Annotated in this window: 9 protein-coding genes; 5 read left to right on the plus strand and 4 right to left on the minus strand. The window is 64.4% G+C overall.

The genetic code is table 11. The features are described 5' to 3' along the window. Positions 1-11 precede the first annotated feature (11 nt). Positions 12-1,817, plus strand: coding sequence for an allophanate hydrolase (gene atzF, locus AC3D25_RS12630; RefSeq protein WP_488888715.1), 1,806 nt, complete (start codon positions 12-14; stop codon positions 1,815-1,817). A gap of 164 nt (positions 1,818-1,981) precedes the next feature. Here atzF and AC3D25_RS12635 read toward each other — a convergent pair whose 3' ends face one another. Then, positions 1,982-2,350, minus strand: coding sequence for a BON domain-containing protein (locus tag AC3D25_RS12635; protein ID WP_488888716.1), 369 nt, complete (start codon positions 2,348-2,350; stop codon positions 1,982-1,984). Between the two features lie 715 nt (positions 2,351-3,065). Here AC3D25_RS12635 and AC3D25_RS12640 point away from each other — a divergent pair. From AC3D25_RS12640 to AC3D25_RS12650, 3 genes are all read left to right on the plus strand, one after another. Continuing rightward, entirely contained in the window at positions 3,066-4,451 is a 1,386-nt protein-coding gene (locus AC3D25_RS12640; RefSeq protein WP_488888717.1) for a TAXI family TRAP transporter solute-binding subunit, read from the plus strand. Positions 4,452-4,538: 87 nt separating this feature from the next. Continuing rightward, positions 4,539-5,231 (plus strand): 2-hydroxychromene-2-carboxylate isomerase, encoded by a 693-nt coding sequence (locus tag AC3D25_RS12645; RefSeq protein WP_488888718.1) that lies wholly within the window; start codon positions 4,539-4,541, stop codon positions 5,229-5,231. A gap of 776 nt (positions 5,232-6,007) precedes the next feature. After that, positions 6,008-6,988, plus strand: a complete 981-nt coding sequence (locus AC3D25_RS12650) for a LysR family transcriptional regulator (RefSeq protein ID WP_488888719.1) — start codon at positions 6,008-6,010, stop codon at positions 6,986-6,988. Here the strand turns inward: AC3D25_RS12650 and xdhC are convergent. Genes xdhC through xdhA form a run of 3 tightly spaced genes read right to left on the minus strand, consistent with a single transcriptional unit; the run spans position 6,985 to position 11,408 of the window. Continuing rightward, complete coding sequence (xdhC, locus tag AC3D25_RS12655) at positions 6,985-7,500, minus strand: xanthine dehydrogenase accessory protein XdhC (protein ID WP_488888720.1); 516 nt, start codon at positions 7,498-7,500, stop codon at positions 6,985-6,987. The genes AC3D25_RS12650 and xdhC overlap by 4 nt on opposite strands. Next, positions 7,497-9,872, minus strand: coding sequence for a xanthine dehydrogenase molybdopterin binding subunit (gene xdhB / locus AC3D25_RS12660; RefSeq protein WP_488888721.1), 2,376 nt, complete (start codon positions 9,870-9,872; stop codon positions 7,497-7,499). The genes xdhC and xdhB overlap by 4 nt, the downstream gene beginning before the upstream one ends. Positions 9,873-9,890: 18 nt before the next feature. Next, positions 9,891-11,408 (minus strand): xanthine dehydrogenase small subunit, encoded by a 1,518-nt coding sequence (gene xdhA / locus AC3D25_RS12665; RefSeq protein WP_488888722.1) that lies wholly within the window; start codon positions 11,406-11,408, stop codon positions 9,891-9,893. Between the two features lie 385 nt (positions 11,409-11,793). On the opposite strand from xdhA, the gene AC3D25_RS12670 reads away from it, so the two are divergent. Then, positions 11,794-13,008: an MFS transporter gene (locus tag AC3D25_RS12670; protein WP_488888723.1), complete on the plus strand. Its 1,215-nt coding sequence runs from the start codon at positions 11,794-11,796 to the stop codon at positions 13,006-13,008. Positions 13,009-13,494 lie beyond the last annotated feature (486 nt).

Below are 13,494 nucleotides of genomic sequence, written 5' to 3' on the forward strand. Positions count from 1 at the left end.
GGACCTAACGTATGACCTCATTCGATTTGCGCCTTTCCACGCTGCGCGCCGCCTATCGCGCCAAAAAGACGACGCCACGCGCGCTGATCGGCGAGCTTCGCGCGCGCGCCGTCGCGCTGAACGATGACTATCATCTGTTCATCCACGTACTGAGCGAAGCGGAACTCGCGCCGTATTTCGACGCACTCGAAGCACGCGACATCGAAACGCTGCCGCTCTATGGCATTCCGTTCGCGATCAAGGACAACATCGACCTCGCGGGCATTCCGACCACCGCCGCGTGCCCCGCGTTCGCCTACACGCCGGACGAATCGGCCACGCTCGTCGCGCAGTTGATCGCGCTCGGCGCGGTGCCGGTCGGCAAGGCGAATCTCGACCAGTTCGCGACCGGCCTCAACGGCACGCGCTCGCCTTACGGCAAGTGCCGCAACAGCGTGCTACCCGATTATCCGTCGGGCGGATCGAGCGCGGGATCGTCGCTCGCGGTGGCGCTCGGCGTCGCGAGTTTCGCGCTCGGCACCGATACCGCCGGCTCGGGCCGCGTGCCCGCCGCGCTGAACAACCTCGTCGGCCTGAAAGGCACGAAAGGCTTGCTCTCGACGGCGGGCGTCGTGCCCGCGTGCCGCACGCTCGACTGCGTGACCTATTTCACGTCGAGTGCGCGCGAGGCGAGCGAACTGCTCGCGCTGACCGCCGCGCACGATAGCCGCGACGCATACAGCCGCGCCAACCCGCAATTTAACGACGCCAGCGCGTTCGGGCGCTTGCGGCCATTCCGCTTCGGCGTGCCCTCGAAGCTGGAATTCGCGGGCTGCGTCGAAAGCCCCGCGCTGTTCGCGCAAGTGCTCGCCGGGCTGGAAGCGGCGGGCGGCACGGCGGTCGAAATCGATTTCACGCCGTTCACCGACGCCGCGAAGCTGCTGTACGAAGGTCCGTGGGTCGCGGAGCGTTACAGCGTCGCGGGCGCATTGCTGGAAACCCAGCCCGAGGCCGTGCTGCCCGTGATCCGCGACGTGCTCGCGAAAGCGCCGGGGACGACGGCCGTCGATGCGTTCCGCGCGCAGTATCGGCTGCAGGCGTTGAAGCAAACCTGCGATGCCACGCTTGGCGGTCTCGACTTCGTGCTCACGCCGAGTTTTCCGCGTCCGGTGACGCTGGCCGAACTCGAAGCCGATCCGATCGGCCCGAATTCGCTGCTCGGCTACTACACGAACTTCATGAACCTGCTCGATTACGCCGCAGTCGCCGCGCCCACGGCGTTCATGCAGAACGGCTTGCCGTGGGGCGTCACGGTGTTCGGGCGCGCCTTCACCGATCAATATCTGCTGAGTGTCGCCGATACGCTTCAGCGCACGTTCCCGCTTCCGCTCGTCGGCGGCGCGTCGCTCGATACCGCCGCGCCCGCCCGCGCTGCACGCTCGGATCGGGCGCGCGTGGTCGTGTGCGGCGCGCATCTCGACGGATTGCCGCTCAACGGCCAGTTGACGCGTCGCGGCGCGCGGCTCGTGCGCGCGGGCAAGAGCGCGGCGGCGTATCGGCTTTACGCGCTCAAAGGCGAGGACGGCGCGGTGCGTCGGCCAGGCATGGTGCGAGTGAGCGATGGCGGCGTCGCGATCGACGTGGAAGTGTGGGAGATGCCGAGCAGCGAACTCGGCTCGTTCCTGACCGGGATTCCCGCGCCGTTAGGACTCGGGCAGGTCGAACTCGACGACGGCACGTTCGAAACCGGGTTCATCTGCGAGCCTTACGGGCTCGACGGCGCGGTCGATATCAGCGAATTCGGCGGCTGGAAGCCGTGGCTTTCCAGCGCGAGCTAGCGGCTTGGTTTATCGCGGCTTGTCGGCCCAGTTGGCCGATAAGCACTTCCGCCACGGAAGCCAAGACGAAAAAAGGCTCCGGCGCAAGCGCCGGAGCCTTTCTAAATAATCAGTCGGAGCCACGCCGCCTGCGCGAAACGCAGGTGGCGCTATGCCGCGATGACTTACTGACCGCCTTGCGTGCCGATCGATATCTTGTTCGATACCGACGTCACGCCAGCCACGCCCTTGGCCACTTCTTCAGCCTGGGCGATCTGTGCGCCTTCCGGCACCGTGCCGGTCAGCGTGACCGCGCCGCCACGTGCTCGCACGAACACGTTCGACACGTCAAAACCCTGTGCCTTCGACAGCGCGCGGCGGACGTCCAGACCGAGCTTGCGATCGGTCTTCTTGGTCGCCGACTTCGCTGCCTTCGTTGTTGCGGCGGAATCCGCGGCCGGGGCCATTGCATCGCTTGCCTGCGCAAACGCGCTCGACGCCACCGTCACGCATACGACCACGCCCAGTGCCTTCAACATATCGACTGCTTTCATAGTTTCTCCTTTTGCTTCGCTTTGACTTCGCACAGTTGTTACTTCTATTTGGACCGCATCAACCCAGCGGCTTGGCTACGACATCTAGCGGCTCACAGACGCGCTGCACCCGGCGAAAAGCGGCGTGACCTGACTGGCTCATGCCCGCCGACATGCACTATGCGCCGGCGAACCGGCTGATGTGATGACACGGTGTTGCGAGAGGCGCGCAAAAAAACGAACGTTCGGCCGGTCTGCCGGTTCCTCCAGAAACCGTTCCGATCGAACGTGGCCTGCTGCCTAACCTGCACCCAATCGCGCGACGCGCCCGGTTCTGCTCTGGTGTGTTCCAAATGCCGGGTAGACGTGGCGGGCGCAGCTTATTGCAGCGGCGAACGTCAATTTAATCCAGCGCAGCAAGAAGCGCAAAGCATTTAAGAAGGTGCGTCGCGCGGGCGCCAACCGAGCTGACGCCGTGCCCGGGCATCCGCGCCGATAAAGCCGCCGCGAACCGGACCTCGGGCTTTACTTGAGCGCGGCGGCTAGCCGTTCTCATGTACCATCGGCGACACCGGATCCGGCGACGCCATCGCTGCGGCCAGGACGCGATCGCAGCAATTTCGGCGACGGCCCGGCGATACTCCACTGAAGGTAAGCGGCCCCGCAGCCGCCCATATTTTTTACGAAATCCTCTCGAACAGGCCGCCCGAGCGCCTTTTCCGTATTCGAAACAGACATGACCGAGCCTTCCGGACGCCGAACCCCGCCGCGCATCGTCGCGCGCTTCGTCGCGATTTCCTGGCGCGATCTCGCGCTCACCTTCGGGCCGATCCTCGTCGTGAGCGCGGCGGCCATCTACCTTGCCGTGCGCCTGATCCAGCCCGCGCCGCCGAATACGCTGACCATTTCCGCCGGCACGCGCGGCAGTTCGTTCTGGAACGACGCCGAAAAATACAAGGCGATCCTCGCGCGCAACGGCATCACGCTCAACGTGCTGGAGTCGCAAGGTTCGCTCGAAAACCTCCAGCGCCTCGACGATCCCAAATCGAACGTCGATGTCGGCTTCGTGCAGGGCGGCGTGAGCAAACCCGGCGCAACGCACGACAATCTGATGTCGCTCGGCAGCGTCGCCTATGTTCCGCTCGCGGTTTTTTATCGCGGTCCGCTCGAAACGCGGCTCTCCGAACTCAAGGGCCGGCGGCTCGCCATCAGCGCCGAAGGCAGCGGCACGCACGCGCTGGCGCTCGCGCTGCTGAAGGCGAACGGGATCGAGCCGGGCGGCGACACCGAATTGCTGCCGCTCGCGGGCGACGACGCCGCCGCCGCGCTGACCGCCGGCACGATCGACGCTGCGTTTCTCACGGGCGACTCCGCGCAGCCGCCCACGATGGGGAAATTGCTGCGCACGCCCGGCATTCGGCTGTTCGATTTCACGCAAGCCGACGCCTACGCGCGGCGCTTTCCGTATCTGAAAGTGATCGACATGCCGATGGGCGCGTTCGATTTCGCGAAGAACCTGCCGCCGCGTCCGGTTCACCTGATCGCGCCGACCGCCGAATTGATCGCCCGCGACGGACTGCATCCGGCGTTGTCGGATTTGCTGATCGAAGCGGCGCGCGAAGTGCATGGCCGCGCGACACTCTTGCAGCAGGCGAACGAATTTCCGGCGCCGCTGGTCCACGAATTCCGCATCAGCGACGACGCCGAACGTTATTACAAATCAGGCAAAAGCTTCCTGTACCGGACGTTGCCGTTCTGGGTCGCGAGCCTCGCGGACCGGGTGATCGTGCTGCTGGTGCCGATCATCGTGGTGCTGATTCCGGGCTTGCGGCTCGTGCCGGGGCTGTACCGGTGGCGCGTGCGCTCGCGGCTCTACCGCTGTTATGGCGCGCTGATTGCAATAGAACGCGAAGCGATGAGCGACCCGGACCACGTTCAGCGTGAGGCGCTGATCGAGCGGATCGACGCGATCGAGAACGCCGTGAACCGGATGAAAGTGCCGCTCGCCTACGCCGACCAGTTCTACGTGCTGCGCGAGCACATCGGCTTCGTGCGCCAGCGCCTGGCGCTCGCGCACGCGGCGGGCGTCGCCGAGGCGAGTCCGGCGACGGACACCGTTTGATGCAGCACGTAAGATAACAACCAGACACCTAAGAACCGCACACGAAGCCTGCGCGCCCGCAGAGCCGCACCCGTCACGGAGAGAGTCATGAGCGCCCCGTCTTCGGCCAGTCCCGGCCAGCCGTATTTCTTCTTCGACTTCATCTCGCCGTTTTCGTATCTGCTGCTCGAACAGCATGACAAATGGCCCGCGATGCCGTTCGAAATTACGCCCGTCCGGCTGATGACGCTCCTCGAACACTGGGGCCAGCCGTACGCCGCGCAGATTCCGTCCAAGCGCGTGTTCACGTACCGGCACGCGCTCTTTCGCGCCGAGCAGCTCGGCATTCCGTTCAAGATGCCGCCGTCGCATCCGTTCGATTCCAGCAAACCGCTTCGTCTCGCGGTCGCGGCGGGCAGCGAGATGGCGTGTATCCGCGAGATTTTCCGGTTCATCTGGCGCGAGGGACGCGATCCGTCCACGCCGGAAGGCTTTCGCGATCTGTGCCAGCACGTCGGCCTGCCGGACGGCGAAAAGATGATCGAACTCGAAGAAACGAAGGCGACGCTCAAGGCCAACACGGACCGCGCGATTTCGCTCGGCGTGTTCGGTACGCCGAGTTTCATCATGAACGATCAGCTTTTCTGGGGCGAGGACACACTGCCGATGCTGCTTTACGTCGCGCGTTCGCCGAACTGGCTCGACGGACGCGAAGTGCGCCGCATCAGCGAACTGCCGATGCAGCCGCCGGGCACGCGGGACTTAGGCGACCTGAAAAACGCGCCGGCATCGGACGAATAAGAACGCGCGCTATCCCGTGCATAGCGCGCCCGCTATGGCGCGGTGGTAGCGAAACGGCTTAACCTGATGGACGGGGTGGTTTGCTGGCGCGGTTGGGTTTTGTTTTGTTTGCGGGCGGTTCTTGGGAAACTTTCCACAGGTACTAGCTTGCTGGCGCTCTTGCTTTTGTTTGCCTGCGCTTCTTGGGAACTTGCACGGCTTCTGGTTTGCTGGCGCTCTTGCTTTTGTTTGCCTGCGCTCTTTGGGAACTTGCTTTCGTGTACGTTTATTAGCACGCCGCTGTGCGCGGCAGCAGTCACTTTCTTTGCTGCTGCAAAGAAAGTAACCAAAGAAAGCAGCGTGACCTTCTAAGTGTCCACCACTGGCGTTTCATGGGAGTGGTGCGCAAGCTGATTCGGGCATCGCTGCACCCAACAGAGTGGAACCGCTCATTCATCCCGGCAGGCACAAAGTGCCTGCCAGCACGGCATAACCACAAAGAGCCAAACCAACCGTCGGTTTTTAGTGTTCCCGTCGTCCGAGCGCAGCGAGGATGGATCTGACAGGTGCTGTGCCAATTCGAGCAAGTGCGCGATGGCCGAATCAGCTTGCGAGCCTATCCGGGTTGTTATGAGTGGTGGACACTTAGATGGATAAGCTGCTTTCTTTGCTTACTTTCTTTGCAGCAGCAAAGAAAGTGAGTCCCGCCCCGGACAGGGGCAGAGCTAATAGACCTACACGAAAACAAGTTCCCAGACACACACAGGCAAACAAAAGCAGGGCGCCAGCAACCCAACATGAACGATTTCGCCGATTCCCTCGACATCTGGCTGATTCGCGTGCTTCGCACGCTTTTGATCGAGCGCAGCGTGACGCAGGCCGCGCTGCGGCTGAACCAGACGCAGCCCGCGATCAGCACGGCGCTGCGGCGTCTGCGCGAAATCCTGAACGACCCAATCCTCGTGCGCGGCAAGCAGGGCATGGTGCCGACCGAATACGGCGAGTCGCTGCTCGCGCCTGCGCAGCGCGCGCTGCGCGAGGTGGAATTCGTCGCGACGCCGCACGGCGATTTCGATGCCGCCACCTCGCGCCGGTCGTTCCGCATCGCCGCGCCGGATTATTTGAACGACTTCCTGATGCCGACGCTGATCGCCGCGTTCCGCGACGCCGCGCCGAACGCGCATCTGGAAATCGAGTCGCTCAGCCCGACCCGCGACCATGAAAAGGCGCTCGACTCGGGCGAACTGGATCTCGTGATCGCGAACTGGGCGAAGCCGGAAACGCGTTTTGCCCGCCAGGATCTGTTCAGCGACGTCTTCGTCTGCCTGATGCGCGCGAACCACCCGCTCGCCCGCGAGCCGCTCAGCGCGGAACGCTACGCGCTCGCCGCGCATCTCGCACCGACGCCTTACAGCGGCGTGAAGCGCCATCCGATCGATATCGGGCTGGAGCGCGCGGGCATCCGCCGGCGTATCGTCGCGACGATTCCGTACTTCGGCCTCGTGCCGCAAGTGCTGCTGCAATCGGATCTGATCTTCACCGCGCCGCGCCGATTCGCGCAGCATTACGCGGCGATGCTGCCGCTCGCGGTGCTCGACTCGCCGGTGCCGTTTCCGCGGATCAAGTGCTATCAGCTCTGGACGCCGCAGCCCGATCAGCCGACGGACGTGACGTGGCTGCGCGAACTCGTCGCGGGCGTGACGGAGAAATTGACGGGGAAGAAGGCGGGTCCGGTCAGCGTCGTGGACGCCGGCGCCGGAACCCGCGCGCCGGTTTAGACGACCGCGCGGTGTTGCGCCCAAGCGGCGCCGATGCACGATGTGTCGTCGCGCACGCGCAGCAATTGCGCGGCGACCGCGAGGGCAATCGCGGCAGGCGCTTTATCGACGATGCCTTCCACGCCGATCGGACAAGTCATTTCGCTCATCCGCTGGAGCGGGACGCCGCGATCCGCGAGACGGCGCTCGAACTTCACGCGCTTGGTCTTCGAACCGATCATGCCGAAATAGCGGAAGTCGTCGCGCCGCATGATGCGCGTTGCGAGCGAAAAGTCGAGCGAATGGTCGTGCGTCATCACGAGGAAATACGCGCCGGGCGGCGCTTCATCGACGATCACGTCCGGCGTGTCGGTCGGCTCGATCTGAACGTTGGCCGGCACTTCGTCGGGAAACAGTTCGTCGCGGGCGTCCACCCACTGCACCACGCAAGGCAACGCGCCGAGCACGCGCACCAGCGCGTGGCCGACGTGCCCCGCGCCGAACAGCACGATGTGCAGAGGCGCAGCGTTCATCGCGCCGCTCCCGCCGTGACGGAGCGCACCGCGTTCACCGCTTTCAAAATTTCCTCGGCGGTGGCGGGCGCGTTGAGCGGCGGGTTCACCTTGTGATCGCCGACTGCCGCGACTGCATCGCGGATCGCGAAAAATACCGAGAACGGCAGCAAGAGCGGCGGCTCGCCGACCGCCTTCGAGCGGTGGATGCTGTCTTCCACGCTACGGTTCTTGAACAGCTTGACGCGGAAATCGGGCGGACAGTCGTTCACCGTCGGGATCTTGTAGGTGGACGGCGCGTGCGTCATCAGCTTGCCGCCCGCGTTCCACCACAATTCTTCGGTCGTGAGCCAGCCCATGCCCTGGATAAACGCGCCTTCGACCTGCCCGACATCCAGCGCCGGATTGAGCGATGCGCCCACGTCGTGCAGCGCGTCGGCGCGCAGCACGCGCATTTCGCCCGTCAGCGTATCGATCACCACTTCCGACACGGCCGCGCCATACGAGTAGTAGTAGAACGGCCGGCCCTGCAACGTCGCCTGATCCCAGTAGAGCTTGGGCGTGCGGTAGAAACCGTCCGACCACAGTTGCACGCGCGCCCGGTACGCGTTCGCGACCACTTCGCCGAACGGAATGGCATCGTTGCCGACCATCACGCGATCCGCCGCGAAGCGCACCGCGCTCGCCTCCACCGCGCCGCCGCCGAACTTTTCGGCGGCGAACGCCGCGAGCCGCTCGCGAATCTGCCGCGCCGCGTCCTGCGCGGCCTTGCCGTTCAGATCGGTTCCGGTGGAGGCCGCCGTCGCCGAGGTATTCGCGACCTTGCTGGTGTCGGTCGCCGTCACGCGCACGCGCTCGAAGCCGATACCCAGTTCGTGCGCGACCACCTGCGCCACCTTGGTGTTCAGGCCCTGGCCCATTTCCGTGCCGCCGTGATTCACGAGCACGGAGCCATCGGTATAGACGTGGACCAGCGCGCCCGCCTGGTTGAAGTGCGTCACGTTGAACGCGATGCCGAACTTGACCGGCGTCAGCGCCAGCCCCTTCTTCAGCACTTCGTTCTGCGCGTTGAACGCCTTCACCGCTTCACGGCGACGCCGGTATTCGCTCGTGGTTTCGAGCTCGCCGAGCAGTTCCTGCAGAACGTTGTCTTCGACCATCTGGCCGTAAGGCGTCTGGTTGTTCTCGGTCTTGCCGTAGAGATTGTTCAGCCGCACATCGAGCGAATCCATGCCGAGCGAACGCGCGACGTCGTCCATGATGTACTCGATACCGAACGCGCCCTGCGGCCCGCCGAAACCGCGAAACGCGGTGTTCGACTGCGTGTTGGTCTTGCCGCAATGGCCCGCGATCTGCACGTTCGGCAGCCAGTACGCGTTGTCGAAGTGGCAGACGGCGCGCGTCATCACGGGGCCCGACAAATCCGCCGAAAAGCCGCAACGCGATGTCATATCCACCGACACCCCGTCGATCACGCCGCGATCGTCGTAGCCCGCCTCGAACCGGTAGTGGAAATCGTGGCGCTTGCCGGTGATCATCATGTCGTCGTCGCGGTCCGGGCGCAGCTTGACCGGGCACAGCAGCTTCCACGCGGCGAGCGCCGCGCAGCACGCGAAAATGGCCGACTGCGATTCCTTCCCGCCGAAACCGCCGCCCATCCGGCGGCATTCCACCAGCACGTTATGCGACGCCACGCCGAGCAGATGCGCGACGTGATGCTGCATTTCGGTCGGATGCTGCGTCGAGCAGTAGACGTGCATGCCGTCGTCGTCTTTCGGCACCGCGTAGGCGATCTGCCCTTCCAGATAAAACTGTTCCTGCCCGCCGAGCAGCATTTCGCCGCGTGCATGGTGCGCCGCCTGTGCCATCTTGCCGGCTGCATCGCCACGCGCCAGATTCAGCGGCGGAATCACATACGACGCCTCGCGCCGCGCTTCCTGCGCGGTCAGCAGCGCGGGCAATTCTTCGTATTCGACCTTCGCGAGACGCGCCGCGCGCCGCGCGATGTCGTGCGAGGTCGCGACCACGATAAACATCGGCTGGCCGACGAACTGCACCACGCCGTCCGCGAGCACGGGGTCGTCGTGGATGATCGGGCCGCATTCGTTCGTGCCGGGAATGTCGTCCGCCGTGAACACGGCGACCACGCCGGGCGTGGCGTGCACGGCTTCGAACGCCATCGAACGGATCTTGGCGTGCGGTTTCGCCGAAAGGCCGAGCGCGGCGTGCAGCGTGCCCGCGACGACCGGAATGTCGTCGGTGTAGGTCGCGCGGCCGCTCACGTGCAGATGCGCCGATTCGTGCGGACGCGAAACGTGGACTTGCTGGAAGGTGTCCGCCTCGTTCGCGAGCGTCTCTGCGTCGGCGAGGAATGCTTCTGCTTGCTGATTCATGATCTCGGTTCCTTCTTTTTACTGTACTTCGACGAGCGCGATGGCCCGGACGTCGAGTGCCTGTTTCGGCAGCGGATTGTGCGGACGCGTTTCGAGCCAGAAGCGGTAAAGCACGCTTTTCGCGGTGTCGAGACGATAGTTGCTGGTCGCGCGCATGTCGGAGAGCGGCGCGTAGTCCTTCCCGAGCGCGGCCATCGCCGCTTGCGCCGTGGCTTCGTGCCAGAGCGCGCCGGTGAGCACGGCTTCCGCATGCGACGCGCGCTTCGGCGTGGCGGCCATCCCGCCGAACGCGATACGCGGCTCGCGAATCGTCTCGCCATCCGCGATGAAGGAGAACGCCGCGCACACGGCGGAAATGTCGGAATCGAAGCGTTTCGAGAGCTTGTAGGTGCGGAATTGCAGCTTTTCGCGCGCCCCGCGACGCGTCGGCACCTTCAGCCCGGCGACGAATTCCTGCTCCGTCATGTCCTTCTTCTGATACGCGAGGTACAAATCTTCGAGCGGCATTTCGCGCGTGCCGTCCACGCTCTGCACGATCACCCGCGCGCCCAGCGCGATCAGGCCGGGCATGGAATCGCCGATCGGCGAGCCGTTTGCCACATTGCCGCCGATCGTGCCCGCGTTGCGGATCGGCAGCGAGGCGAAGCGCTGCCACATTTCGGTGAGCTCGGGATATTGCTTAGCCAGTTCCGCATAAGCGCGCTCGACCGTCACGCCCGCGCCGAGTTCGATCCAGTCGTCGGTCGTCTCGCAGCGCCGCAGCGCCTCGATCTGCCCGACATACACGATGTCGCCGATATCGCGAAGCTGCTTCGTCACCCACAGGCCGACGTCCGTGCTGCCCGCCAGAATGCGCGTGGCCGGGCGCTCGGCCTTGATCTGCGCGAGCGCGTCCAGCGTGCGCGGCGCGTCGTAGCGACGATTCGCGCGTTCGTAGTGGAAGGTGTCATCGCGTTCGAGCGTGGCGAGCGTCGCCGACAACTTGACGACATCGACCGGCGCGAGCGGCGCGGGCGCGTCGAACATTTGCTCCGCGGCGTCGAGAATGGGCTTGTAGCCCGTGCAGCGGCACAGATTGCCGGTCAGCGCATTGCCGATTTCATCGCGCGTCGGCACCGTTTTCTTCGCGCATTGCGTGGTCGCATGACCGTGCTTTTCGTAGATCGACCACATCGACATCACGAAACCCGGCGTGCAGAAACCGCACTGCGAGCCGTGGCAATCCACCAGCGACTGCTGCACCGGATGCAGCGAGCCGTCCGGCTGGCGCAAATCTTCGACGGTGAAAAGCGCTTTGCCGTCGAGCGTCGGCAGGAACTGGATGCACGCGTTGACCGCCTTGAACGACATGCCGCCCTTCGTATCCCGCTCGCCGACGACGACCGTGCACGCGCCGCAATCGCCTTCGGCGCAGCCTTCCTTGGTGCCGGTGCAGCGCGCGTCCTCGCGCAGATACTGCAGCACCGTGCGGGTGGTGTCGGCGTCGCTCACTTCTCGGATCGCGTTGCGGTGGTAAAAGCGGATCGGCTGGCTCATGTTCGGGTCTCGCGGGAACTGGGTTTTGCGGCTCTTGTGCTGGTTACGCGGCGTGCCGCGCAGCCTGTGGCGATGGTTTTCGGCGAATTTCATGCGGCCGGACTATTGATGACGCGCCGCCGCGTGAAAACCGCTTCAATCGCTTTGATTGACGGTTCGAAAGCTAACATCGACAAAAACCACATCCCATAGGCGGCATTGCATGTACGCCATACTCCCATCCCGATATCGCCGCTGAGCCTTATCCAGCAGGCCTGAGCGGATGCCCGCGCGAATCGAAAATGCGCGCCGCCAGCCGATCCCGGCGGGGAAAACGGCCGACACTGCAGCGCAACATATGTGACAATCACGTCTTTCCGCCGTTTTCAACCCCGCAGTTACCCCTATGTCCACCGACTCCACGTCCCAGCGCCGTCGCGACCTCGCCATTACCGGGCGGATCGTCGCTGTCGTCTCCTTTACGTTCCTGTGCTACCTGACCATCGGCATTCCGCTCGCGGTGCTGCCGGGCTTCGTGCATACGGATCTGGGCTACGGCTCGGTGATGGCGGGCGCGGCGATCAGCGTGCAATACCTCGCGACGCTCGCTTCCCGTCCGCTCGCGGGCCGCACCGCCGACACCATCGGCCCGAAGCAGACCGTGCTGTACGGCCTGACGGCGTGCGCGATCAGCGGAGTGCTGCTGCTCGCCGCCGCGCTCGCGGAACAATGGCACGCGGTGAGCCTCACGCTGCTGATTCTTGGGCGTCTCGTGCTTGGGTTCGGCGAAAGCTGGGTCGGCACGGGCGCGATCACCTGGGGCATTGGGCGGGTCGGCGTGACGCAGAACGCCAAGGTGATTTCGTGGAACGGCATCGCCACGTATGGCGCGCTGGCGATCGGCGCGCCGCTTGGCGTGGCGATCGAACATACGCTCGGCTTCGCGGCGCTTGGGGTGATTGTGATTGCGCTCGGCGGTATCGGATACTGGAGCGCAACGCGCATGGCGCCGGTGCCGATTGTCCACGGCGAGCGCATGTCGTATCGCAGCGTGTTTTTCCGCGTGTTGCCGCATGGGCTTGGGCTGGCATTGGGATCGGCGGGATTCGGGTCGATCGCCACGTTCATCACGCTGTTTTATGCCGCGCATCATTGGCCGAATGCCGCGCTCTCGCTGACCGTGTTCGGCACGTTGTTCGTCGGGTCGCGGTTGTTGTTCGCGAACACGATCAAGGCGTTCGGCGGGTTTCGCGTCGCGATCGTCTCGTTTTCGTTTGAATGCGCGGGGCTTTTGCTGTTGTGGCTGGCCGCCGATCCGGTGATCGCGCTCGTGGGCGCGGGGCTGACCGGGTTCGGGTTTGCGCTCGTGTTTCCGGCGCTTGGCGTCGAAGCCGTTGGGCTCGTGCCGCCCGCGAGCCGGGGCGCGGCGCTGTCGGCGTATTCGGTGTTCCTCGACTTGTCGCTCGGGTTGACCGGGCCGCTCGCGGGGTATATCGCCGGTGAGTTCGGCTATGGGTCCGTGTTCTTGTTTGCCGCTGTCGCTTCTGCGATGGCTGTGGCGCTGTCGGTCGCGCTTTATATGCGCACGGTGCGCGGGGTTGGGGGGGCGGCCACGGCCTGAGATGGTCGGGGGTTGGTTTTGCTGGCGCTCCTTTGCTTTTGTTTGCCTGCGGTTTCGGGGAACTTGCTCCGGTTTGGTTTTGCTCGCGCCCTTGCTTTTGTTTGCTGGCGCTCCTTGGGAACCTGCTTTCGTGTAGGTTTATTAGCACGCCGCTATGCGCGGCAGCAGTCACTTTCTTTGCTGCTGCAAAGAAAGTAACCAAAGAAAGCAGCTTGTCCGTCTAAGTGTCCACCACGAACCGTAACCGGGAGTGGCGCGCAAGCTGATTCGGCCATCGCACCACACTACAGAGTGGAGCCGCTCATCCATCCCGACAGGCACAAAGTGCCTGCCGGAACGGCATAACAGTACAACCCAAACCAAATCGACCGCCGGTTGTGAGATATGCCCGACGTCCGAGCGCAGCAAGGACGGAACTGACAGGCGCTGTGCCAATACCGATAACTGCGAGTTAGCCGAATCAGCCTGCGCGCCTATCCGCGGGGT

It is taken from the genome of Caballeronia sp. SL1002 (assembly GCF_057814995.1).

What these genes read in the sequence shown, in the direction of transcription:
- atzF (WP_488888715.1), top strand. Translation starts at nt 12, where the DNA reads ATGACCTCATTCGATTTGCGCCTTTCCACGCTGCGCGCCGCCTATCGC.
- AC3D25_RS12635 (WP_488888716.1), bottom strand. Translation starts at nt 2,350, where the DNA reads ATGAAAGCAGTCGATATGTTGAAGGCACTGGGCGTGGTCGTATGCGTG.
- AC3D25_RS12640 (WP_488888717.1), top strand. Translation starts at nt 3,066, where the DNA reads ATGACCGAGCCTTCCGGACGCCGAACCCCGCCGCGCATCGTCGCGCGC.
- AC3D25_RS12645 (WP_488888718.1), top strand. Translation starts at nt 4,539, where the DNA reads ATGAGCGCCCCGTCTTCGGCCAGTCCCGGCCAGCCGTATTTCTTCTTC.
- AC3D25_RS12650 (WP_488888719.1), top strand. Translation starts at nt 6,008, where the DNA reads ATGAACGATTTCGCCGATTCCCTCGACATCTGGCTGATTCGCGTGCTT.
- xdhC (WP_488888720.1), bottom strand. Translation starts at nt 7,500, where the DNA reads ATGAACGCTGCGCCTCTGCACATCGTGCTGTTCGGCGCGGGGCACGTC.
- xdhB (WP_488888721.1), bottom strand. Translation starts at nt 9,872, where the DNA reads ATGAATCAGCAAGCAGAAGCATTCCTCGCCGACGCAGAGACGCTCGCG.
- xdhA (WP_488888722.1), bottom strand. Translation starts at nt 11,408, where the DNA reads ATGAGCCAGCCGATCCGCTTTTACCACCGCAACGCGATCCGAGAAGTG.
- AC3D25_RS12670 (WP_488888723.1), top strand. Translation starts at nt 11,794, where the DNA reads ATGTCCACCGACTCCACGTCCCAGCGCCGTCGCGACCTCGCCATTACC.